The organism is Halobacteriovorax sp. RT-1-1 (assembly GCF_047085455.1).
Taxonomy (GTDB): Bacteria; Bdellovibrionota; Bacteriovoracia; order Bacteriovoracales; family Bacteriovoracaceae; genus Halobacteriovorax_A.
Map to the genome: position 1 here is coordinate 15,679 of NZ_JBKIXZ010000002.1, position 23,630 is coordinate 39,308.

Genomic DNA, 23,630 nt, shown 5'->3' on the forward strand with positions numbered 1-23,630 from the left:
TCACAGGAATATTAACGAAAAATGCTGCTCAAATGGTCAAATTTGGAAAATTTACTAGGGGTGTATAGATAATACTCAAGCCCCTAAGGGCTTGAAATTATTAATTATTTTTGAATTTGTGCCTTCATTAGGCGCTCGATTTGTACTCTGTGATCACAGACGATCCAGTCATTTCCAGCACCTCTACCCATTGGAGCATACTTGTCTTGGTCTATACGGCCTTGATCTAGAAGTTCGTCTTCAACATGAACTCTAACGACTTCACCTGTTACAAATGTTCCAGTTCCTGGCACATCACCGTAGCTTAAAGTATCTCTGAGTTTACATTCAAAATGGATTGGAGATTCTTTCATTCTCTTTGGTGTAACAACTTCAGAATCTAACTCTGTCAGCTTTGCGAAATCAAATTCAGATTCACCATGAGGTAGTTCAGTTGAACATAGATTTACTTTTTCATAATTATGTTGAGTTACAAAATTTACGACAAATTCTTTTTGACGAAGAATATTTTTAAGAGTGTCTTTTTGTTCCCCATCGCTTGAACGAATCATTGGAGTGAAGCCTATGATCATTGGATTTGCACTTACCACAGTAAAGAATGAGAAGGGTGCAATATTACTTGTACCATCTTCATTTACAGTTGAAACAACTGCAATCGGTCTTGGAACGACTGATCCTATTAGTAGTTTGTAGTTATCTTTAAAGTCTTGTTTTGTTGTATCAAAAATTGCCATAATTACATCCAGCTTTTCCAGTAGTCTTTGTTTTCATTTTCTTCAAACCATTTAGTTGGTTTTAAAGGATAGCGAGTATCAACCATGACAGCGTACTCATCCGTGTATAATTTGTCTTCACCTGCTTCAAAGGCTTTTGGGTGTGGCCCATGGTGAACACCTTGAGGGTGGAAAGTTAAAGCACCTGCATCGATATTATCGCGAGAGAAGAAGTTTCCTTGGTGATAGAAAAGTACTTCGTCAAAATCAATATTTGAATGATAGAAAGGAACTTTTAAAACTTTATGTTTCTTATCCTCAAGAGGTCTTTCAACAAATGAGCAAACAACAAAGTTCTTAGCTACGAACGTTGTGTGTCCCGATGGAGGAACATGGTAGCGATGACTCATAATAGGGCAGATATCATAAATAGAAATCTTCCATGGGTAGACAGATCCCTTCCATCCTTTTGCAGTAAGTGGGTTAAATGGATAGGTGATTGTTGTAATCTCTCCAAGCCTTTTTACTCTAACTTTATACTCCGGCCAATCTTGATCAGAGCCCAGAGCTGCTTCTGGAGTGAACTTTGCTGTTTGGTCATAGAGAGCGTTAGGGCCTAGAAGTCCACGAGATGGTTCTTCAAATTCAGATCGAGATTCAACTTGAAAGAACTTGGCAGCTTGAGAGATTTTAATTGTATATGTTGTTCCACGAGGGATGACAATATAGTCACCTTTAACAAATGGAACATAACCATAGATTGTTTCAAAAGTACCGCTACCTTCGTGAACAAAGTAGAGCTCATCAAAGTCGGCATTTCTTAAGAAATAATCAAGTGACTTTGTTAAATGGCCAAGACTTAGTTCACAATCATTATTTGTTAGGATTGCACGAAAATCATCTTGTAGGTCTTTATGACTAAAAAGTGAAGGAAGATTTTTTGGTTTTAAATCACCCGAAATATCAGTCCAGTTAACTGGAGGTTGAGTATGATAGAGTTGACTTACACGACCAAAGAAACCATTACGTCCGTGTTCTTCTTCGTATAAACCTTCTGGAATATCAACATGAGCTTGCTTTGTGTATACACCACTTGCTTTAAAGCTTTCCATTTTATTATCCGTTGCCATTACTTAGTACCTCTTTTTGGTCCTATTTTATTAGTTAGCTTTCCAATACCTTCAACTTCAAGAGTGATTTCATCACCTGGTTTTAGCCAGCGATCGATCTCTAGACCACAACCAGTACCAACTGTTCCTGAACCGAAAAGATCCCCTGATAATACCCATTCATCTTGAGAGACGTGAGCTATCATTTGTGCCCAAGTATAGTGAGAATCACCAGAAAAACCTTCTGACCATTTTTCACCATTTACAGTTGCAGTCATTTTAAGATTTGGTTCTTTAAAATCAAACTCATCAAATGTTGTAATAACTGGTCCAATTACTGAACAGAAGTCTTTTCCTTTTGCAGGGCCTAGACGTACGGCCATTTCCTTCTTTTGAATATCACGAGCTGAAATATCATTTAGAATTGTGAATCCAAAAATGTGATCTTTTGCATCTTCTTCGCGAATATTGATACCATCTTTAGCAATGACCATTCCTAGCTCTAATTCGTAATCAAGAATGTTAGTGTAATGTGGCCATAAGACTTCTTGGTTGTGTCCAATAAATCCATGAGTCGGTCCTTTATAGTATGCAGGAATTTCATACCATGCTTCAGGAATTGCCTCGTTTCTTTTTTTGAATCCAGCCGCTACATGTTTTTCATGTGCATAGAAGTCGCGATAGTTAGGGATTTTATCTATTGGTGTTTTTAAATTAATTTCATCAGACTTAAATGCAATTGGAGTCCCATCTTTAAGAGTTAGATCTCCAACTTTTTCTAAGAATAAATATAGTCCGTAACATTCACCAAGAAAGTCGATAGGATCATCTTTTGTTTGAAGAATTTGTAAAAGGGAAGGAGGGCAAGTGTGATTTGCTCTTTGCCAAAAGTTAAAATATCCTTCTCTTTCATAGTCACATGCCCAAACGTTATTTGGATCAATAACTAGTCCATTATCTAATAAAATACCTAGTCTTGGTTCTGGACGATGAGTTCCATGATTTACATATTGGCAGATTTTCATGCTAAATCCTTTCTGAATCTTTTATTATATGCAGGAAGAATACGATCGAAAGCTTCATAGAAGTGATACATTTCATCCTTTGTTCCTATACTAATACGTACATATTCAGGCATTTCATTTGCAACTAGCTTTCTAATGATAACGCCTTCGTTTAAAAGTTCCTCAAACATGAAGTCACTAGCTTCACTACTTCCTGTTTTAAATGTAACAAAGTTTGTTACAGATTTAATTGGATTGAAGTCTCTATTAGTTAAGTATTCCATTAGTTCGTCATAACGCTTTCGATTATTTCTAAGCGTACGTTCAAGATGTGGACGATCTTCGAGAGCTCCAACGGCACCAAGTTGTCCGATAAGATTTGGCTCAAATGGAAGTTTTACTTTTGTTAAGTATCCAATAAGTTCCGGATGTCCAAAGCCATATCCAACTCGAATACCAGATAGGCCATAAGCTTTAGAAAAAGTTCTAAGAGTTAGAACATTATCATAGCGATAGTTCATAGAATCTGGATAATCATCTTGTTCTTGGGCAAATTCAAAATATGCTTCATCTAGAATAACAAGAACGTGAGAAGGAACGTACTTCATAAGGTAGTCGAACTCTTCTTTTGTAATATATGTACCTGTTGGATTATTTGGATTTGCAATATAGATAACTTTTGTCTTCTCAGTAATGTTATCTGCAAGAGCTTTTACATCAAAGCGATAATCTTTAGTAAGAGGAACTTTGTTAAGCTTTGCTCCAACACTTCGAGCTAGAATATAGAAACCAATGAACGTGTTGTCACAAGTTAAGACCTCATCTTCAGGCTTAAGAAATGCACGAGCAATATATGCCATGATTCCTTCAGATCCATTTCCTAAGATAATATTCTCAAGTTTAAGATCATACATTTCAGCTAGCTTAGACTTTAGTGCATAAGCATGCATATCTGGATAGCGATGTAGGTCCCAAAGACCACGAGTCATTTCACGAATTGCAAAAGGTGATGGCCCTAGTGGGTTTTCATTTGAAGCTAGTTTTGAAACTTTTGTCAGTCCCTTTTCTCTAACTACTTCATCAATTGGTTTACCGGCCTGGTATACTTGTAGCTTTTTTAAGTACTCTGGTACGAGATCTTTATGATGCATCACTCTTCCTGTTTCATATTTTAGTTAAATTAAATTTGAGAAATTCTATCGTTTTTATGGCCGATTGAATAGTTTTGGTCGTTGCATCATGTATATAGGGCCGAGATGAATTAGACTTACTGTATTATGAGTAATTATCACTTTGGACAATTTACAACTGAACACCTCGAGCTTATTCAAGAGGGACTTAACTTATTTAATACTGGTCATTACTGGATGTGTCATGAGGTTGTCGAAGACCTGTGGATGGATGCAATGGGAGACAATGCGCGTTATGTGTATTGGGTTGTTATTCAACTGGCCACTGCACTATATCATCATGAGGATGACAATCTTAATGGAGCAAGTGGGATGGTCAATAAGGCCAAAGGTAAAATTGACTTCATTGAAAAAAATCATGTGGAGTCGGATATAATGGATAGATACTTAGACTGGCAAAATTTAAAAAGTATTGTGAAGGCCATTCCGCAAAAGCCTACTTTAAATGACTTTTCAAAGTTAAAAACTTTTAAATTTCCAGTTCAAAATTAAATGGAGTAGTAATGATTGGAAAGCTTCCATATTTCTTTTTTCGTTCAATGAATATCTTAAAGGCAGATAAGAAAATTATTTTAATTGCACTTTGTCCGGTTCTAATTGGTTTCATCCTTTATTACTCTTTGGGACATTATGCCTTTAGCGAAGTTTCCGCTTGGGGGCATGGATATATAAATGAAAAGTACCCTGAGCAGGGTTGGGTGAGCACTGTATTTTCAGGAGTTCTCATTATTCTTTTAGGAGTAATTATTAACTGGACGTTCTTTATCGTTGTCTCAGTCATTGCTTCACCTTTTAATGATATGCTCAGTTCAAGAGTTGAGATGATTTATAAGCTTCAAAAAGAGAGCACTGATACTTTTACGCAAACGATGAAACGACTACCAAGTATTCTTATGAATGAATTAAAGAAGATTGGTGTTATTGTCGTTTTATCAATTATCAACATTGGTATAGGCTTCTTTTTTCCTCCAATCACATTTGTATTAGGGGGATTAATTCTCGCTATTTCATTTATTGATTATTCATGGTCAAGAAATAACCTAACTTTTGCAGAATGTGTTGGTGATATTAAGTCAGGCTTTCTACCTTATTTACTAGGTGGAGTTGGTTTTATGATTCTTATATCAATACCTTTACTAAACTTATTCTTTCTTCCTTTAGCTGTTGTGTTCTTCACAGTTATCTATTGTGAACTAAGAGTTAAGGAGATAGCTTCAAGTGAAGAAGTTCCTACTAAGGGTTAAGGGAGATGAAGCAGAAATAGCTTCAATCCTTCCTGTTGTAAATGCCATTATTAATGAGCACGAGGACAATCAAGTTGCAATTGTTTACACAGATGCAACTCAGATTGATGACTTCTGGTTACCTGAAAGGTGTTGGGCTTACTCAATTTCAAAGAAAGAAACTGAATCAATGTTTGCAGCACATAAGTTTGCAGCAAATTTACATGAAGTTTTTAATACTGATTACTATATTGATTATGTGAATGATATGTACTCTGCTGTTCTTGGCTTGGCCTTTAGGGCCAATGTAAAGATTGGTTTACAAGGTGGACCAAAGAGCTTTTTTTATCAAGTATCACTACCTGAATATAGCGGTGAATATTTAGATGAAAAGAAAATGAGTGCATTAAGGGCGGTAGAAGGAAACTTTAAGAATGCTAATATCGACCACGCTTTCACACATCAGAGAATTTCAAATATATTTATCTGTTATCCACATAAGTATGATGTTGAATTTGTTGAAAGAATGAATTTTCTTGCTGAATGTTTACCAACTTTAAAGCTTCATGGTTATATTCCAAGTGAATCAGTGGAAGGTTATGATGGGGTTAAGGTAAGTAAAAGAATTAGTTTATTTAGTGAATCACCAAATATACTTCGTCGTCGCATTGATGAATTTGATGCAGTTATAACCAAATCACTAGCAACAGCGCAAATGAGCCGTAACCGAGGACAATTGGCCTTACTCGTTGGAGACGAAGAGCTTACAATACCTGAATGGAAGCACATGCCGGAGACAATTGGTCGCCTATGTTTTAGTGGTTCTACATTACTCTCTTATGGTATCAGTGAGTTAATTCAGCTTAAAACTTTTCCGGATTTAGAAGACTATATAGTTAATTATCAGTCACTTAGACTTGTTCCATAGACGTAAAAATGCCTTATTTGCGAGGCCGCTCGATTGTTGCTAAAATAAATCTATGGTGGCCGCAAAAGATCTTACATTTGCACCTTTTGAAATCGTTTCAGTAGAAGTGGAAGATATAAAGTCGTTGGCCCGAATCTATGTGGATTGTTTTTGGGAAAATTACAAAGGCATTCTGTCTAAAGACTATCTCTATTCATTAAAGTATTCTGATATACAACAAAATTGGGAAAGAAAAATTCCTCGTCGTCCAACAGAAGGGGGAACATTTGTTTTCCATGCTCCTGATGGAGATGTTGTTGGCTTTATTGATTACGGACCTGCTCGTGAGCATGAACATGGTATCCCTGGTGAAATCTATGATTTTTATATTTTAAAGAAATATCAAAAAGCAGGAATGGGGCAAAAGTTATTTGATGCTGTCTTAAAAGATTTTAAAAATCGTGGCTACGATTGTTTCTATTTGTGTACTTTTAAAAACAATCCCTCAAAAGGTTTCTTTATAAAAAATGGTGGCAAGGTTTTAAAGGAGTCTCCATTTGAGTTTAATGGAGAGATTTACCAAGAAGAATATTTTTACTTTGATCTATAAAAAAAGGCCCTCGTCGAGGGCCTTCTTATTATGCTTTGAATTGTTCGATTTGTTCTTTAAGTGAATTTAGCTTCTCTTCAAACTCACTTGCTTTTTGTCTTACCTCAACAACAACTTCTTCTGGTGCATTGGCCATGAATTTTTCGTTATTAAGTTTCTTACCAATTTTTTCAAATTCTTTTTGAGTCTTATCAAAGTCTTTTTCAAGACGTTTGATTTGAGCATCAAGATCAATGACTCCATCAAGTTTTAAAAAGATATCAGTGTGAGTCGTTGCCTTCATAATGCACTTTTTAGGATTATCACTAGACTTAGCTGCTATTGTTACATCTTTTGCACGAGCAAGATCTTGCATTCCTGCCATATTGTCGGCAAAGTACGAAGATGCTTCTTCATCATCAGTTAAAAGTGCAACTTCAACTTCATCTTTAGGTTTGATATTGACTGATTGTCTTAGGAAGCGAATTCCTGAAACAACTTCAATAAACTTATTCATCTTAACTTGTTCACTAGGGTAGTTAAGAGCTGCATCGTATTCAGGATATTCAGCTGAGATTAGTAGATCTTCGCTATCTTCTTTTAAATAACCCCAAAGCTCTTCTGTAATGAAAGGAGTAATTGGGTGTAGAAGAGCAGTAATTTTTCTAAAACAGTATTTAAGAACAGTCGCTCTTTGAACTTTGGCAGCTTCGTCTTCACCGTTAAGTGTGTTTTTTGAAAGTTCGATAAACCAAGAACAGAATTTGTCGTATACGAATGAGTACACTTCAGAACAAGCGTCATCGTAGCGGAAAGCATCGAGAGACTCATTAACAATTTTAGTCGTATCGTTAAGCTCTGATAGAATCCATTTTTCTTGATCATCAAGATTTGTAGGAAGATCTTTTTCAGCAAGCTCTAAGAATGGTGAGATGAAACGGAAAGCATTCCAAATCTTATTAATGAAGTTTCTGTAACCAGCGATTCTTTCAGGGTCTAGGTTGATAGCACGGTTATAACCTGAACCAGCAGCTAGAGTAAAACGGAATGCGTCTGCGCCATATTGCTCTACCATCTCTAGAGGATCAATACCGTTACCAAGAGACTTACTCATCTTACGACCGAGCTTATCTCTTACGATTGCGTGAATATAAACCTTATCGAATGGAACTTGGTTAGAGAATTTAGTTCCCATCATCATCATTCTAGCAACCCAGAAGAAGATAATATCGAAACCTGTAATTAGAACAGAAGTCGGGTAGAACTTATCAAATCCTCTCTGCTCCATTCTTTCCTTATTTGGCCAACCTAGTGTCGACATTGGCCATAGTCCCGATGAGAACCAAGTATCAAGAACGTCAGGGTCTTGAGTGTATTCTTTTGCACTACACTTTGGACATGATTCTGGCTCTAGAGCTTCATCGGCCCATTGGTGCTCACAAGTTGTACAAGTAAATACTGGAATTCTGTGTCCCCATAGAAGTTGACGAGATACACACCAGTTCTTTGGTTCACGTAACCACGAGAAGTAAGTATTCTCCCATCCCTTCGGATAGAAACGAGTTGTATCATCTTCTACTTTTGCAACGGCTTCTGCCGCCATATCTGTAACGTTTACGAACCATTGCTTAGAGATCATTGGCTCAATAACAACACCAGATCTTTCACCGTGACCAACTTGGTGCACATGTTTTTCTTCTTTTACAAATAGTTCTAGTTCTTTTAATTTTTCAATAACACCCTTACGAGCTTTCTTACAAGGAAGTCCTTGCCACTCAAGACCGTGCTCATTAAGAGTACCGTCTAGGTTTAGGATATTAATGATTTCAAGATTGTGTCTCTTTCCAATTTCAAAGTCATTGAAGTCGTGCCCTGGAGTAACTTTAAGACAACCTGTTCCTTTTTCAATATCAACGTGCTCGTCACCAACGATTGGTACTTCACGGTTACATAGTGGAACGATTGCTTTCTTACCTATAAGGTGAGCAAATCTTTCATCATTTGGATTAACAGCAACGGCCGTATCTCCAAGTAGTGTTTCAGGTCTTGTTGTTGCAACTTCTAATTTAATATCACTATCTTTAACAGAGTAGAGGATGTGATAGAAGGCACCGTTAACTTCTTTGTGATCAACTTCTGCATCAGAAATAGCTGATTGAAGTTTTGGGTCCCAGTTAACAATATAGTCTGATTGATAAATTAGACCTTCATTATAAAGAGTTACGAAAGCGCGTCTTACGGCTTCGTTCGCTTCTGGGTCCATTGTAAACATTGAGTAATCCCAGTCACAACTTGCACCCATTACTCTTTGTTGGTTAGCGATAACGCCACCGTATTGCTCTTTCCACTCCCAGATCTTCTTTAAGAAGTCTTCGCGAGAGTAGTCGTGCTTAGTTTTCTTTTCTTCATTCCAAATTAGCTCCTCAACTTTTGATTGAGTTGCAATACCGGCGTGATCCATACCTGGAAGGAAAAGAGTCTCATAACCTTTCATTCTTTTAAAACGAATTAGGGCGTCTTGAGTTGTGATATCAAGAGCGTGACCTGCGTGAAGAATTCCTGTGACGTTTGGAGGTGGCATGATGACGCAAAAAGACTCACCAGTCTTTCCTGCTTTAGGAGCAAAGTATTTCTCATTTTCCCATTTTTGGTACCACTTCTTCTCTACATCATTTGAGCTATATGTCTTAGGTAGCTCATCGAAATTTCTTGTCACAATTTCTTCCTTTTTTCGATTTAACTAATTGAAATTATATATCATAGGATACACGTTATTTCTTTTAAAAATAGATGGGTAAATAGTTGAAATCCCCAAAAAGTACACGTCAACTTTAAGCTTATTCCCAGTTTTCGACAGGCTCAGGAAGCTCTTGCGGAGCCTTGTAATCTGGGTCTTTGTCGGGCGCGTTATTGAAGAGAAGTTGATCAACTTGTCTTCTGGCCTTTATGAGATCAATGTCATTTATTGAAATATAAGAGATATCATTTTCTTTCTTATGTGAAGAGGCAGTTATGCTTAAGTTACGATTTAGTGAGTTTAAGATTTCTAGGTTTGTGTCTAGTAAAGTTGCGTTACGAAGTGAGCTAGGTTTTCTTAAAGTATCTATCCAGTATTGAAGATAACTAATACGATTCATAAACTCTTTTAGTTCAGGAGAGATCTTTACATCACGATTTTTTATATAGTTGTTGTATTCTCTTAAATTTCTATTTGTTAATAACTCACCAATATCTTTTAAAATTTTATTTGAAATATATTTTGAAAATGGAAGTGTTGTTTCTATCGACTTTATATTTTGATCGATTTCGTTATAAAGTTTTTGAGAAATATTGATATGCTCATACTTCTTGCTAAGTCTCGTATTCAATATTGAATTTAAAATGATTAATTCGATAAAATCATTATCAATAGGTGAAGTAAGATTTTTACTAAATTCGACAATATATTCTTGATTGATTTTGCTATTGATATAAAGCTCTACTACTAAGTCTTTAAGTACTGGGCTTAGACTAGGTGAAAACTTAAGTTCTTGCTCAGTAGGAGCAGTGGCAAAAATAGTAAATGTGAACAAAAGGATGATTAGGTATTTCATAGTTTCGACTTTATCTCTTTATCAATACTAAATTTACCTTCCTTATTTCTTAGAAGATAAATTTTGTCTTTGTATGGGACGAGGATCGATTTATTATGTAGAACGATATTTGAAACATAATTCAAGTCTGTTCTTTGTCTTAATTTTTTATCTTCTAAATTGTAAGAAACGATTTCTCTTTGGTTGAAGAGATTCGAATTTTCGCTTTTTAAAGTCAGGATAAAGAATAACTCATTTTGCTGAATATTGAGATTGTATCCTGGTCCACTTTGAAGATTGATAAGGGGAGAGCGTTTCGTAAAATCAACTCGACCTTTTTCAATCTCAACGAGATCAATATATGGATTTTCGCCAAGAGATGATTCTAGAATGAAGACTTTCGAATCAGAGCTTTCTAAGCTTATAATTTTATCTGTTTTATCATATTGATGAAGGAGGTATTTCTTTTTAGAGCGATTATTGTAAATATTTATATTACTCTTAAGTTCTCGGTCCTTATCTGTGTAATAAATAAGACTATCATCAAAAATTTCTACTTCACTTAGGTGTAGAATATCCTTTGTCACTAGGGGGATCGAAAAACGATCAAGATTATTCTTTAGATTTACAATTTCTATAAAGAGACTTCCTTCATCCTCTCTAGTGTACGAAATATAATTACTCTTAGAGTGAAATTTAGGAAAGCTCCCTTTTCCAACAAAGTCGAGCTGATTCTTTTTAATATTATAAAAATAAATTTCGGCTTCTGTAATATAAGAGAAATCTTTAAAGTGGTTTTCTTTAACACTTATAATATAAAGTTCTTCGTTTGCTTTGATAACATCAAACTCGCTATCAGTTTTTTTCTCCAAAACGGTATTTGCGCGATTCTTTGCGGAGTATGCGATAGCATTCTTTCCCTTTAGATAGAATGTAATACCGTTTAAGTCATCATACTTTAAGTTATGAACATTTTGTCTTGTTGTTAGCTCTAGTAGAGCTGTTTTAGAAAGAACACTCGTTGCTAATAAAGAAGAAATTATAAGCTTATTTATTTTAGTAAAGGCCATATAACTCCCAATTCTTTAAAGGACTTAAAGTAGAGTAGCGTGATAGTGCGGTAAAAGCATTTGCCCATAAAACAGATCGTGGTGAGCTAATGTCATCGAGTGCACTTCTAAAGCTTAGGTAGGTATTGTTATTAATTTCTTTATAACCATCAATAATAAATGGCATAGGTGTACAAATACCAATTTTTCTAAGTTGGTAATGAGAAGGATAGATATCTTCAGCACACCCTTGGCCGTGGATAATTCCATTCTTCTTATTATCTAAAAAGAATTTTAATGACGTTAGTGAATTAATCTCTTGTTCTTTAATATTTAGAACAGAGAGAATTCGTGAATGAATGTCAGCATCAGAAGAGTTGTACTTCGTTTTAAAGTAATCGAATGAGAGTGATCCTTCACTCCATATCTCTAGTGCTTTACGGTTATCAATCATTACATTGTACTTACAACTCTGAGAACGGCATGCTAATTCTTGAGGAACAACCCAGCAACCAGCTTTATATTTTAAGCGAAGAGGATTAAATTGTTTTTTCGACACTTGCTCGCACTTTATTCTACTCGTGACAATTTTCGTTTGAAAAAGAGCATTGGCAACAACCATGTTTAAAGCATTGTAATTCTCTTTTGAATTACCTGGAATGAAAGGTAAGCATTTCTTCCCATCGTTAGAATTGTAACAAATACTAAGTGGCCACTTTTCTTCTTCTCCTGACTCTAGATAAAGTCCATAGATCTTTTCATAAGATGGGAAAACACAGTCTTTACTCTTTAGGTCGTTGGTCGCGAAATGTTTGATAACTCGCGCACCATTGATGATGGCGTAGTTTCCAATATTCCTTGGGCAATCATTGTAATTATTTTTTAGACGCGAAATTTTTAAAGTTTCAGAAATTTCGTTACAACTAGGCATAGGGTAGAGAACACTTCCTGTCGCTGGTCCTTGTGTCATGCAACGATTAGGCTCATTTCTTAAAAGCGTAATACATTTCATGTAATCAAGTTCTTCCATTTTGTCTTCTGGTGTTGTTTTACCCAAAATATTGCGACATCGAACTTCAATATGATCTGGCGATTTTTGTTTATTAATAATTAAAGACCAAAAGTCTTGCTTGGAATAATTTTTACAAAATAGTTCTTCACGACTTAGATTACTGCAAAAGTTTTTGAAGTATAAAATATCACGATCATTAATTTCATCAGTATATGTCTTAGATTGACGCCTTAGAGAATTGATATAACTTCTCTCAGAAATACTCAGTGAATTATCTCTCAATCTTTCACCAAGTTTACCTGCTAGCTCTATGGTGTAAGGAGCACTACAGATATGATCAATATTAATATTACTCTTCAGGTCTTTGTATTGATCGAGGCATTGCGTTTGATTACGAGGAAATTTTGGAGTCAACTTTGTGAATGTATCTTTTAAGAGACCTTTTTCAAAGAGGCGAGACTGCTTGAAGGATAGGCGACAATTACTCTTGTAGTAATGAGCAAGAAAGGCATCAATAGGAACTAGGGCCGTTGATGTCGAACTATCTGATGTTACACTCGCTTCAACATTAAGAAGTGGTTGGTTGTTAATTCTAATAAGACGATTTTTTAGGAGTGTATATATTGAACACTTATTAACATGAAATAATTCTTTATAGTCTTGTTCACTATAGAGAAGGATTGCATTTAACTGTCTCTTAGATAACTCGATTTTTTCTTCATCTTTGAAATTTTGTCTAAACGAAACTTTATCGCTTGGCGGATTTAGAATCTTCTCGTTAATTTCACTCTGAAAAGTTTTTAACTTTTCTTCAAATGTTTCTAATAAACTAGTTTGATTTTCTTGAGTGTTTTGGGCGAGTATTTGATTTTGAAAAAAGCTAGGCCCAGCTAGAACTGAGCCTAGTATAATTGATTTAATCGATAGTTTTTGCAAGGATTGAAGCAACGTCTTCAATCTCAAGGTTTTCAGTACCTGTTTTTTCGCTAATTCCACCCTTAAAGTTTATCATACAGAAAGAGCAGGCCGTAGCTAATTTATCAACTTTCTTTTCACCTACATGCTCAAGGCGTCCAGCAGCTAAATCAGTACCAGCTTCAACTTCGTACCACATATTACCACCACCCATTCCGCAGCATAGGGCAGTATCTTCTTTCTTATCCATTTCTTTGATCTCAACACCTGCTGCCTTTAGGATTTCTCTTGGAGCATTGTATTCACCGTGGTGGCGACCAAGGTAACATGGATCATGGAAAGTAAGATTTTCTTCAACTTTCTTTTCTGGTTTTAGTTTCCCAGAACGTAGTAGGTCAGCAAGAAGTTCAGTGTGGTGAACTGTAGTAAAGTCACCATCATCAAATTTAGCGTATTCCTTACCAATCGTATGTAGACAGTGTGGACAGTGAGTTACAACTTTATCAAAGTCGTATTGTCTCATATTTGCAATATTTTCAATCGCAATTTCAAAGAATGAGTACTCATCACCAAAGCGTCTGATTGGGTCACCATTACATTTTTCAGTTTTCCCCATAACAGCAAATGAAACACCTGCTTTCTTTAGAAGCTTAACTGTATCTTGAACAACCTTTTGGTTAGAAGCATCGTATGAACCAGCACAACCAACATAGTAAAGGTAATCAACTTTTTTACCAGCTTCGATTACTGGAACATCAAGACCGTCTGCCCATTTGAAACGATCATCTTGAGAGATTCCCCAAGGGTTTCCGTTGATTTGTACTTTTTGAACTGCCGTTGCAGCGTCAGCTGGAATCTCTCCAAGTGTAAGAGTTTTGTATCTCTTTGCACCCATGATGATATCCACGTGCTCAATATTTGCTGGACACTCTTCCATACAAGCACCACAAGTAGTACATGAGTCTAGTTCAATTGATGAGTATATTGAGTTTTCCCAGAAGTCAGCGTCAGTTTCACCTTTTGCTGCCGTTTCAAAAGCAAGATCACGTGCTTTTGTAATAATCTTTTTAGGATCCAGAGGTCTTTCTGCAAGGTTAGCAGGACATACTTGCGTACAACGTCCACACTCAACACAAGCTAGAAGGTCTAGTTTATTTTTAAGACTAAGTTCTGAAATTTTCCCAAGTCCGAAAGTCTCAGCAGTTTCATCTTCAAAGTTCATTGGCTCAAGTACGGCACCACGTCTTGGCGGAGTAACTAGGGCAGCAAATGGAAGTACAAAGATGTGAGAGAATTTAGTTGTTCCACATGCAGCTACAAATAGCATTGTATTTGCCATGTGAACCATCCACATTGCACGATATGAATATGCCCAAACCTGTTCTGAAAGAGGAATCTTAGTAAAGATTGAAGCTAGCGCCCAACCAACTGGTGACCACGTTGCTTCTCCAACAGGCATACCTGTACCCATGATTCTTACACCTTCAATTAGGTATCCAAGAACAACAAGGCAGATAAGCATAGCGTACATAAATAATTCTTGCTTTGGTCTCGTTGCTTGAAGGTAAGAAGGTCTATCAATATATCTTCTTTTGTAAGCAAGGCCAATACCTGCAAGAACCATTAATCCGGCCATGTCGGCCAGGAAAGAGATTACGATATAAACAGGTCCTTTGTAGATTTTAAAAGGAGTGTCAGCGTGAATTGCAACAAGGTCTGTAGCAATCCATAGAATAACAAATCCCCAAAAGATTAGACCGTGGAAAAGAGCTACGTTTCTAAAACGTGGTACTTTACCAGTAAGAAGCATTGTTTTGAAGAATGATCCCCAGTTTAACTTCTCTGGTAAAAGGTCCTTTAGGCCCTTGATAGCATCAATACCTTTTTTTCCAGTGATAAATTGAATTTTTTGATACAGACCTTTGAACATAACAAAGACTGCTGCAAAAAATAGAATGTACATGACAACCTTAAACGAGAATGGAATATTCCAAAAAATTTCTCGCGTGGCGGCATCAAGAGTTTGATTCATTTCTTCCCTCGCTTACTTTTTAAACGTGAATATTAATTTTAATAATTTCAATCCTATATATATGATAATATATCATAAGAATCCCTATTTAATGAGTCGGAAATTATGATGTACGATAAAAAAAACTTAATATTTTTATTACTTCTCGGAATATTTTTTTCATGTTCAAGAGTTAATACTATTAACTTAAAAAAACATTCGTTTAATAACTATCCTCAAAACCTAATTTTTATTCAGATACCTGGCCTAAGTGAAGAGCATATGGGCTATTTGCACTTTAAGAACTTAAATTATACAGCAAAGACTGAGCTCGAAAATTATGCGTGTTTCGGTAAAATGTGGTCGTATAATATGATGACGATTACTCCAAGTGTTGAGGATCAATTACTAGCGCAGATTAACGGTTACGGTTTGGCTAACCAAACATGTGAAAAGTATCAAAGAAAGTCTCTTTGGGATGTATTTGTAAACTCGGGCTATAGTAACTCTGTTATCTATCGCGGTGAATCTCCTAACTTAGCTGCTATTAATAAGTGTAATGCTAATTTTTACCAAAATACTCGATTATTTATCTCAGGTGGAAAGGCCGTAAAAGAAAGCAAGGCATTTCACTTTCAAAAGTCGAGTGATTATAAAGTTGGTGAAATTTATAGTGATCAATCATGTCGTGGACAAAAGTGTTTTTCGAATACGATGAATCTATTTGAGCATGTCTTTGATTCAATGAATGATTCTAATCGTAGGTTTGTTAATATCGTAGACTACGACCTTTATAAAATTTTGAAAAAGCAGGATGCAAAAGAATTTGCAAAGTATATGTCTTACCTTAATAATTTTCTGACCCAAGTAAGAAAGAAAGTAAGCTCGACAAACGATTACTTAATCGTTGTAAGTTCTGTTTCACCTAAGGCCATCGATTGGCGTAAAGTTAATAGTAAGTGGAAATCAATTTCAATAGCTTCTAATAAAGATTCTCAACTGATGGCCCCAGTTTGGGCAGATGGTGCACTTGCGGAAAATTTTTGTGGAATTTACTTAGAGTCTGATTTGAACAGCCGCTTCTTCTGGAGATCAGAAGAAACGACTCTGCCATTTTAGTGAAGGCTAAGAATACTTGAAACTTCTTCTTTTGTGATTAGATAGGCTGTTTTGCAGTAATCACATTTTGTTTCAATTGAAGCATCGTTGTGGAATACATCTGCAAATCCACTTGAGCGAACGACGCCTGCTACACCTGTAACCATGCGGTCGCGAGAGCAGTTACATTTGAATTTAATTTCTGTCGACTTTAAGAAATCAAAATCAAGTCCTTCAAATGCTTTTTGAATTTCGCTTTCTTCATTTAGAGCTTGTTTGAAAATATTATGAAAGCTTGTTTCATTTTGTTTGATATAGTCTTTCAGGCTCAACGACTCGACAATCTCTTCTTTATCTACATTGACTTCAGGAAGCTTCGTTACAAGCATTACCTGGTCACTATCATCGCTAATGATAATTTTTGATTTCATTTGATATGATTTATCAAAAAAGTCATTCATAATTTCTTTAATTGAGCGGTTCTCAACATTGATAATACTCGAATAAGGAGTCTTGCTATATGGAAATTGCTTTACCGTTCTAAGCTTTCCTGTAATTTTTTCTGGTATTGTTGGGAGCTCTTCTGGGAAGATTAGTGTTCTAAAAAAACCAGACTGATTCATTTCTAACTTGTAGCGAAAGTAAGGAGAGTCTGAATCAATAAAGATTCCCATATTTTCTTGAGGCTTTAGAAAATTAATTAGAGGTAGTATTGAAAGTGTGCAATCTCTAAAAAATCCAAAACCTTGATTATTGACACTGTGAATAAGTGCAAGATCATGAATAACTTTTTGACCTTCTAAAAAAGAAATTGCGAAGGTTTTCTCTTTATTAATGAAGTTGAATAGACGGCTTTCTTTAATCACAGTAAAATTCTCCTTGTAGGCGCTTTATATATCGTTTTTTGCATAAAGTGTCATTTAAAAAGGGTAATGTTGCGTGTTAAATCTTTATTTATATAAAAATCATTTTGATGAGTTATTTGAAGAAAATGAAAATATAAAAAGCTGGCAGATAGTCTGTCCGTCTCCCCAGCGTTCAGATTTATATCGTGATTATATTATTCGCAAAGGCCATGCTAGAAATACTGAGACAATTACAGTTGCAAAGTTCCTATCTGATCACCTGAATTTAGATGATGAGCAAAAAAAGCTATCTAAGTCTGAACTTATGGTAGACCTTTGGACTTTTTGGAAGTCTTCGGTAAATGATGATTATGAAAAGTTTCATTTTTGTTTTGAGCTCTTTACTGAAGTACGTTCATTTGATCTAAGTGGTTCATTAATTGAAGAATTAAGTCAGCTGGCCACTCTTGAAAAAGACTGTATCGCTGGACTGATGAGATTTCACACTTATTTAGAAACATATAATATTGTTGATGAACAAAAGTCTTACCAATTAGTTAGTGAAAGTTTTAGACCACAAGAAGACGTTGGTTATATTTTTATTGGCTTTGATCACTTAAATGCAAATCAAATTGATATGCTTAAAGGGATGGGAGAGAAGGCCAGTGTTTATATTCCTTTTGAAAAATCTATTTTCAACCAATGTGATAATAAAATCTTTTGGCCTAACTGGGTAGAGTTAGAGCAGATAAAAGAAGCACATGAGATCGAAAGCATATCTTGTGATTATATTTCTATTCCTTCTGGAAGAAGTGCTGAGTATTTAAGTGATCTAATTTCTGGTGAAAAACAAATTTTAAGTTTTTCGAATGGACTTGACCTGACTCAAGTAAACTCGATTCTACTCGCACAAAAAAGGTTTAAGACAGACTTTGCACTATTCTTTACAAGTGTTGATCAGTTAATTTCTAAAGTACAAGAACAGTTAAACTTGAATAAAGGTCATTTAAGTGCAGATGAATTAGTTTTGTTCTTAGATAAGCTTGCTCTTACTAATATGAACGAGAAGAGCTTTATGCTTTTAAAAACTATTTTAGCATTTAAGAAAGAAGTCTTAAGCTTTAGTGAGAAAGCTACGGTAAATGAAAATATTTATAATTCTGATTTAAAGCTATTGAAGGAAGTCCTAGGTCTTAACCTCCCAAGAACATCAGTTGTTAACATTTCGATGAAAGATACTGGTGTGATTGGAACAAGAGATAACTTATTCACTAGTGAACGTGCAGATAATCAATATCTATATATTTCGAAGGACGATTTGGGAGCACTAAGCTCTTCTCAAAGGTTCTCAAATGATGTTCTCGTTATTTTTAGTGCATTTGGTCCATTACAAAGTAAAAACTTAGATATTATTATTTTAAGAAACCAACTTCGACGCTTTATTCAGGGAGGCGGAAACCTAATTTTAGAAGAAGGGCTAACGCATGGGAGTTCAATTGCTGAAAATCTTTTTGAAGGTGTTGAATTAAATCCAACCCATGCCCAAGCAAGTGAACGTAAAAGCTTCGGAACTATTTATAGTCAAAAAGCAGCTATACCTGAAAAATTATCACCATCATTTATTCAAACATATATTGATTGTCCGAAGAAGTGGCATTTAAAATACGCTCAAGGTGTCGACCTCGATGTTTCTTCTTCTGCCTTTATTGATCGACGTTATATTGGGACAATTAATCACAGTGTGATTGAATCTTATCTTGAGCTTCATAATCAGTATGATCGTGGAATTCTAAAAGAGCTTATTGCAAATACCTTTAAGCGATTTATCGATGAGAAGTCTCTACTACCTGAAAAGATCGATATTGAAAGCCTGAAACTTTCAGTAGAATCCTACTGTAGTGGCATTATTTATAAACTTCTTGAAATTAAGAATGAATCAAGTGTTGAATTCTTTTTCGAAAGAGATATTTCAAAAGTTAATGAAAAATATAAAGGGTCTATCGACTTAATTATCAAAGATGGTGATGATTATTATATTTACGATTTTAAAACATCTGGCGGGGCCGTTCCTACTAAAACTGATATAAATGATTTTCGAAAAATTCAACTTCTTGCTTATTATGAAGCATGGGGTGTCGAGCATAATCTAAAAGGTGGTGGCTATCTTTGCCTTGAAAACTTGAAAGATTCAATCTTTGTTGGTGAAGAAAAGTTTTTTAATGAATTTCACTCTAGAACAAATAAAATAGAAAGTTATAAAAAAGAAGAGTTTAATGAGTTTATGAATGAAACGATGGTTTCAATGAGAAGTGCACAGTCGTGGCCGGCAGCACCACTAAACTCAGGAATATGTACCTTCTGTGTTGCAAATCCAATTTGTGCAAAGGGTGGGGATAAGTAATGGCCATTCAACTTAATTCAGAACAAGAAAAAGCAGTAATGCATAATGGTGGAGTCCTACTAAATGCTGGAGCTGGTTCAGGTAAGACTAGAGTTATCATTGAGCACTTAGCTTACTTAATCGAAAAAAAGTACGATGCTCTTTTTGAGTCTGCACATCCTGATATTCTAGGGCAATTAAAGTCATATCTTTCTAAAATTGTAGTAATGACATTTACGAAGGAAGCTGCTGGAGAGTTACAATCTCGTATGTTTGATCGCTTTTCAAAAGTCGAAGATGTTACAAAGAAGAAAATTATTGATGAGGCCCTTGAATCACTTGGTATTTCTACGATTCACAGTTTTTGCCTTAAGTTGATTAAACGAGGTTATATTTTTGGTGCTCCAGCGAACCTCGATATTGTTGATCGTTTCAAAATTAATGTGAAAATTGAAGAGTTAACAAAGCAATGGTTCTCTCGAAATCTGAATAATCAGAAAATAGAAATATTTTTAAAGAATATTGACGCTCTAATTAGCTCGATGCAATTTGTGTTTGCAAGTCCTGAGCTTAGGTTTGAGTGGTCAAGTATTGATGTTAATGACGTCTCTTTTGATGAAGGCGAATACTTCGATAATATATTGAGCTTACTTGGCTGTAATGAAGTCTTTAATAATCATTACTCTAGTAATACTTACTCCGATGAACATAGTAAAAAAGCATGGTGGAAGCACTTAAGCGCATCAGAGTCTTTTTTCTTATCAAAGAATTATAGTTGGAATAATATAAAACGTTTTTGTGAGATTTATAAATCAAATAAACCGCGAAAGGCCAAAGGAATCCCTTTGGAAGTTGGAGAGCTAATTGATCAATGTAACTCTCTACTAAAGTTTTATGATAAAGAATCTGAAAACTATGATGCCTTTTTTGAGAATGAAGGGATATATCTAGAATGGTTAACTTTATACAAAGAACTGTTTAATTATATAGAAGAGTATTACTACAATTATCCAGGAATCGACTTCTCTGATATTGAATACCTAACTCTAAAGTCGTTAGAAGAAAGTGAAGAATCACGTAGGCTTTGTCAGGAGAATTTCGATTATATTATTGTCGATGAATATCAAGATACTTCTCCTGGGCAGTATCAAATTATTAAGCATGTTATCGGTGAGAATTTCAATCGATTAATGTGCGTAGGTGATCGCAAGCAAGCTATCTATGGATTTAGAGGTGGTGAAATTGCGGTATTTAATCAAACTGAAAAGGTAATTCCTCAAAACCTTTACATGTCCAATAATTATCGCTCAGAGGAAGCTGTTGTAAATTTTAACAACCAATTCTTTGAAACAATATTTGGATTAGGCGAAAAATATCAAGGGCACGATCAGTATAGTGTAAAAGTTGATTACCAAAACTTTCCAGATGTTAAAGAATCCGGTCTTGGTATCGTTAAAGGTCATAAAGTTAATCTCGAAATCGAGTTAGAGAAAAAATCTTCAACAACTTATGACAATATCGAAGCAGGTGCTATTTGTGATCTAATTAAAAAGAAGCAAGATACAAATCCCGATGAAGAGATTTGTATTCTTTATCGAACACTTGCCCCTTCAAAGCAATTAATTTCAAACTTGATGGCAAGTTCTATTCCATTTGTTGCCCAAGTAAAGATTCCTTACGGGGAAGATCCTCTCGTTATTATATTTAAGGCCTTTGTTAACTTCTTAATTGAGGGAGTTAAGGAAGGGGCCGACGAAAAGAGACTTCATGCAATTGCTCGATACTACAACTTTATAATTGAAGGAGTATGTAGTCATTACTATGAATCATATCAAAGTGTTGATGTAACAAGTCTTATAAAAATGAAAGATACTTATATTAATAGTAATATTGAGTATGCCTTCTGGTCGTTTGTATTTGATTTAGGCTTATCAAGTTCTGCCTATAAGAATAATTCTGAAAAAATAAATGGAATTATTGGTGGTGCTAAAGGTGATATTGATCAAATTTATAAAATCCTAAAATCTTTAGAGAAGGACTCGTATAGTGCTAGCTTCTCTTATCTTTCACAACCAAAAGTTAGAATTATGACGACTCACGCTTCAAAGGGGCTTGAATTTGATACGATAATTCTTGGTGGTATTCATACTAACGGCCGTACAGTTGTGGATAAGTCTAAGTTTGGTGCGCTTCCAGGAGCTTTATCTTGGAGTGCAGATATAAATAGTAAAAAATTAAACTCATCTCCAAATCTAATTCTAGAGAAGCTAATAAAAAAACAAAAAGAATTCTCTGAGTCAAAGAGACTTTTCTATGTGGCCTGTACAAGGGCCGTGGAAAACATTGAATACTTTGATATAAGTATCAATGGCGAAGATGTAAAACATTCTGACAATAGCTGGATTGTGCCACTTCGAAATTATCAAATGAAGTCAGTAGAGATTGAAAGTTTTGATCTTAAATACGAATTGGAAGAAGCAATACGTCCACCTATATATTTTCTCGATCCATTAGGAGTTAAGAATATTGATAACTCTGTAGACATTGGTCTCATCTCTGAACTTTCAGTTACAAAACTATCTGAGTTGGCTTTATGTTCAAGAAAATTCTATTTAAACCAAGTCTTAAAACTTGAGGATGATTTAAAAGAATTCTCAAAAGAAAAAGAAATCGCATTGCCTCACGTTCAAGGTGTTTCTGATGTTGATCGTGGTAACCGTCTTCACTTTTTAGTTGAAAATCTTATTAAAGGTAGAGATTTAAAATTTAATAATACAGAAGAGGTTGAAATTGTCGGATGGGTAGGGGATACAATTAAAAAGTCTTCACATGACAAAATTTTAAGTGAGCATCAAATAAAATTCTCTTTTTTTGGTCAAATGATTACAGGGATTATAGATGGATTGCTTTATCAAAATGGTCAGGTAGTAGAAATTTGGGACTTCAAGTCAGGACTCATTGATGATGATAAGCTGCGCTCATATTTCTTTCAATTAAAAACCTATGCTTATGGTCTACTATTAGTTGGCGAACAAGTTACTGAAAAAATTAAGTTAAAGGTACTAGCTCTTGATCAAAAACGTGTCATTGAAGAAGAAATTTCAATGGCCGAGCTTGAAGCAAACCTATTTGAAACGTGGAGAACTCTTACTGATTTAGTCGGGAAAAGAATAACTCACTGTTCATCATGTACGTATGGAAATTTATGCCACCAATAAGCGACTTAAATTGTAGTTAACATCTTATGTTAAAATAATCTCTGTAAATCCAACTATTTGAAAGGCAGGACGCTAAAATGATTAGGATGATCTTTGTATTATTTTTAACTTTTATGACGATTAAGACTTTCGCCGCAGAAAGTGATCTCTACAATTTTTCATGGCTTGATAAAGATAAAGAAATTTATGTACTTCAAAACCGTAAGTTTAAAAAACAACAACGCTTTTATGTAAGTGGTGGCTTTGGTAAAACACTATCTGGTGCGTTTGTTGATTCAACTTCTATGCAGTTAAGAGGTGGTTATTTCTTTACTGAAGAACTTGGTGCTGAATTTATCTATGCTTCTAATTCAGGTGAAGAGAATGATACAGCAGCTTCTGTTAGAAACAGTAATGGTGGTGGAAGTGGTTCAATTCCATTTAGAAGAATTGTAAACGACTATATTGGTGTAATGGCAACATGGGCGCCTTTTTATTCGAAAATTAATACATTCAATTCAATTCTCTATGTTGACTGGATCTTTGGTCTAGGTTTAGCAAAACTTAATGAAACAAATAATGGCCCTGAAGTTAGAGCAGGTTCTCCAAACCCTGGTTTAACAATAGATGAGTCACACACTGGTCTTATGTGGGATGTTTCAACTAAATTTTATATTAATCAATCTTGGAGTATTAGAGCAGATATTAACGGAATTCTTTATCAAGCTGCACCAGCAAGAGAGTCTGGTTCTGAGAGTGATCAATTATATTCAAATATTGATCTAACTTTCTCTGTTCAGTTTGACTTATAAAGGA

The 23,630-nt window shown here is 35.1% G+C and carries 18 protein-coding genes; 8 read left to right on the forward strand and 10 right to left on the reverse strand.

Annotation, left to right across the window (positions count from 1 at the left end; all coding sequences use genetic code 11):
- Window positions 1-104 precede the first annotated feature (104 nt).
- The 4 genes from ACMAWV_RS10405 to hisC are packed head-to-tail and all read right to left on the reverse strand — an operon-like array spanning window position 105 to window position 3,977.
- Window positions 105-734, reverse strand: coding sequence for a flavin reductase family protein (locus tag ACMAWV_RS10405; RefSeq protein WP_103217592.1), 630 nt, complete (start codon window positions 732-734; stop codon window positions 105-107).
- A 2-nt stretch (window positions 735-736) separates the two neighbouring features.
- Window positions 737-1,843, reverse strand: coding sequence for a homogentisate 1,2-dioxygenase (locus ACMAWV_RS10410; protein WP_412470408.1), 1,107 nt, complete (start codon window positions 1,841-1,843; stop codon window positions 737-739).
- On the reverse strand, window positions 1,843-2,847 hold the full coding sequence (locus ACMAWV_RS10415; RefSeq protein WP_103217593.1) for a fumarylacetoacetate hydrolase family protein: 1,005 nt from the start codon (window positions 2,845-2,847) through the stop codon (window positions 1,843-1,845). The genes ACMAWV_RS10410 and ACMAWV_RS10415 overlap by 1 nt, the downstream gene beginning before the upstream one ends.
- Window positions 2,844-3,977 carry a histidinol-phosphate transaminase gene (gene hisC, locus ACMAWV_RS10420; protein WP_103217594.1) on the reverse strand — a complete coding sequence of 378 codons (1,134 nt, stop codon included), beginning with the start codon at window positions 3,975-3,977 and terminating at the stop codon, window positions 2,844-2,846. Before hisC ends, ACMAWV_RS10415 begins: the two co-directional genes overlap by 4 nt.
- A gap of 126 nt (window positions 3,978-4,103) precedes the next feature.
- Between hisC and ACMAWV_RS10425 the strand changes: the two genes are divergently transcribed.
- From ACMAWV_RS10425 to ACMAWV_RS10440, 4 genes are read left to right on the forward strand one after another with little or no spacing between them, the layout of a single operon-like run.
- The gene (locus tag ACMAWV_RS10425; RefSeq protein WP_103217595.1) at window positions 4,104-4,508 is read left to right on the forward strand and encodes a DUF309 domain-containing protein; all 405 of its coding nucleotides are present in this window, start codon (window positions 4,104-4,106) and stop codon (window positions 4,506-4,508) included.
- Window positions 4,509-4,519: 11 nt separating this feature from the next.
- Window positions 4,520-5,260 carry an EI24 domain-containing protein gene (locus tag ACMAWV_RS10430; protein ID WP_103217596.1) on the forward strand — a complete coding sequence of 247 codons (741 nt, stop codon included), beginning with the start codon at window positions 4,520-4,522 and terminating at the stop codon, window positions 5,258-5,260.
- Window positions 5,235-6,167, forward strand: a complete 933-nt coding sequence (locus tag ACMAWV_RS10435; RefSeq protein WP_412463463.1) for a hypothetical protein — start codon at window positions 5,235-5,237, stop codon at window positions 6,165-6,167. Before ACMAWV_RS10430 ends, ACMAWV_RS10435 begins: the two co-directional genes overlap by 26 nt.
- A gap of 52 nt (window positions 6,168-6,219) precedes the next feature.
- Window positions 6,220-6,756 carry a GNAT family N-acetyltransferase gene (locus tag ACMAWV_RS10440; RefSeq protein WP_103217598.1) on the forward strand — a complete coding sequence of 179 codons (537 nt, stop codon included), beginning with the start codon at window positions 6,220-6,222 and terminating at the stop codon, window positions 6,754-6,756.
- A gap of 28 nt (window positions 6,757-6,784) precedes the next feature.
- On the opposite strand, the gene ACMAWV_RS10445 is transcribed toward ACMAWV_RS10440, so the two are convergent.
- From ACMAWV_RS10445 to ACMAWV_RS10465, 5 genes are all read right to left on the reverse strand, one after another.
- Window positions 6,785-9,451: a valine--tRNA ligase gene (locus tag ACMAWV_RS10445; RefSeq protein ID WP_412470407.1), complete on the reverse strand. Its 2,667-nt coding sequence runs from the start codon at window positions 9,449-9,451 to the stop codon at window positions 6,785-6,787.
- 121 nt (window positions 9,452-9,572) lie between these two features.
- The gene (locus ACMAWV_RS10450) at window positions 9,573-10,328 is read right to left on the reverse strand and encodes a hypothetical protein (RefSeq protein ID WP_103217600.1); all 756 of its coding nucleotides are present in this window, start codon (window positions 10,326-10,328) and stop codon (window positions 9,573-9,575) included.
- Window positions 10,325-11,377, reverse strand: a complete 1,053-nt coding sequence (locus tag ACMAWV_RS10455; RefSeq protein ID WP_103217601.1) for a hypothetical protein — start codon at window positions 11,375-11,377, stop codon at window positions 10,325-10,327. The genes ACMAWV_RS10450 and ACMAWV_RS10455 overlap by 4 nt, the downstream gene beginning before the upstream one ends.
- On the reverse strand, window positions 11,364-13,325 hold the full coding sequence (locus ACMAWV_RS10460; RefSeq protein WP_412470406.1) for a hypothetical protein: 1,962 nt from the start codon (window positions 13,323-13,325) through the stop codon (window positions 11,364-11,366). Before ACMAWV_RS10460 ends, ACMAWV_RS10455 begins: the two co-directional genes overlap by 14 nt.
- Window positions 13,285-15,315 carry a heterodisulfide reductase-related iron-sulfur binding cluster gene (locus ACMAWV_RS10465; RefSeq protein WP_392993610.1) on the reverse strand — a complete coding sequence of 677 codons (2,031 nt, stop codon included), beginning with the start codon at window positions 15,313-15,315 and terminating at the stop codon, window positions 13,285-13,287. Before ACMAWV_RS10465 ends, ACMAWV_RS10460 begins: the two co-directional genes overlap by 41 nt.
- A gap of 261 nt (window positions 15,316-15,576) precedes the next feature.
- On the opposite strand from ACMAWV_RS10465, the gene ACMAWV_RS10470 reads away from it, so the two are divergent.
- On the forward strand, window positions 15,577-16,413 hold the full coding sequence (locus ACMAWV_RS10470) for a hypothetical protein (RefSeq protein WP_146037826.1): 837 nt from the start codon (window positions 15,577-15,579) through the stop codon (window positions 16,411-16,413).
- Here ACMAWV_RS10470 and ACMAWV_RS10475 read toward each other — a convergent pair.
- Window positions 16,410-17,258, reverse strand: a complete 849-nt coding sequence (locus ACMAWV_RS10475) for an Hsp33 family molecular chaperone HslO (RefSeq protein ID WP_392993608.1) — start codon at window positions 17,256-17,258, stop codon at window positions 16,410-16,412. The two genes, ACMAWV_RS10470 and ACMAWV_RS10475, sit on opposite strands and share 4 nt — an antisense overlap.
- A gap of 73 nt (window positions 17,259-17,331) precedes the next feature.
- Here ACMAWV_RS10475 and ACMAWV_RS10480 point away from each other — a divergent pair, with 73 nt between their 5' ends.
- From ACMAWV_RS10480 to ACMAWV_RS10490, 3 genes are all read left to right on the forward strand, one after another.
- Window positions 17,332-19,638, forward strand: coding sequence for a PD-(D/E)XK nuclease family protein (locus ACMAWV_RS10480; RefSeq protein ID WP_412470405.1), 2,307 nt, complete (start codon window positions 17,332-17,334; stop codon window positions 19,636-19,638).
- Window positions 19,638-22,835, forward strand: coding sequence for a UvrD-helicase domain-containing protein (locus ACMAWV_RS10485; protein WP_412470404.1), 3,198 nt, complete (start codon window positions 19,638-19,640; stop codon window positions 22,833-22,835). The genes ACMAWV_RS10480 and ACMAWV_RS10485 overlap by 1 nt, the downstream gene beginning before the upstream one ends.
- Window positions 22,836-22,912: 77 nt before the next feature.
- Window positions 22,913-23,626 (forward strand): outer membrane beta-barrel domain-containing protein, encoded by a 714-nt coding sequence (locus tag ACMAWV_RS10490; RefSeq protein ID WP_392993602.1) that lies wholly within the window; start codon window positions 22,913-22,915, stop codon window positions 23,624-23,626.
- Window positions 23,627-23,630 lie beyond the last annotated feature (4 nt).

What these genes read in the sequence shown, in the direction of transcription:
- ACMAWV_RS10405 (WP_103217592.1), bottom strand. Translation starts at nt 734, where the DNA reads ATGGCAATTTTTGATACAACAAAACAAGACTTTAAAGATAACTACAAA.
- ACMAWV_RS10410 (WP_412470408.1), bottom strand. Translation starts at nt 1,843, where the DNA reads ATGGCAACGGATAATAAAATGGAAAGCTTTAAAGCAAGTGGTGTATAC.
- ACMAWV_RS10415 (WP_103217593.1), bottom strand. Translation starts at nt 2,847, where the DNA reads ATGAAAATCTGCCAATATGTAAATCATGGAACTCATCGTCCAGAACCA.
- hisC (WP_103217594.1), bottom strand. Translation starts at nt 3,977, where the DNA reads ATGCATCATAAAGATCTCGTACCAGAGTACTTAAAAAAGCTACAAGTA.
- ACMAWV_RS10425 (WP_103217595.1), top strand. Translation starts at nt 4,104, where the DNA reads ATGAGTAATTATCACTTTGGACAATTTACAACTGAACACCTCGAGCTT.
- ACMAWV_RS10430 (WP_103217596.1), top strand. Translation starts at nt 4,520, where the DNA reads ATGATTGGAAAGCTTCCATATTTCTTTTTTCGTTCAATGAATATCTTA.
- ACMAWV_RS10440 (WP_103217598.1), top strand. Translation starts at nt 6,220, where the DNA reads ATGGTGGCCGCAAAAGATCTTACATTTGCACCTTTTGAAATCGTTTCA.
- ACMAWV_RS10450 (WP_103217600.1), bottom strand. Translation starts at nt 10,328, where the DNA reads ATGAAATACCTAATCATCCTTTTGTTCACATTTACTATTTTTGCCACT.
- ACMAWV_RS10455 (WP_103217601.1), bottom strand. Translation starts at nt 11,377, where the DNA reads ATGGCCTTTACTAAAATAAATAAGCTTATAATTTCTTCTTTATTAGCA.
- ACMAWV_RS10465 (WP_392993610.1), bottom strand. Translation starts at nt 15,315, where the DNA reads ATGAATCAAACTCTTGATGCCGCCACGCGAGAAATTTTTTGGAATATT.
- ACMAWV_RS10470 (WP_146037826.1), top strand. Translation starts at nt 15,577, where the DNA reads ATGGGCTATTTGCACTTTAAGAACTTAAATTATACAGCAAAGACTGAG.
- ACMAWV_RS10485 (WP_412470404.1), top strand. Translation starts at nt 19,638, where the DNA reads ATGGCCATTCAACTTAATTCAGAACAAGAAAAAGCAGTAATGCATAAT.
- ACMAWV_RS10490 (WP_392993602.1), top strand. Translation starts at nt 22,913, where the DNA reads ATGATTAGGATGATCTTTGTATTATTTTTAACTTTTATGACGATTAAG.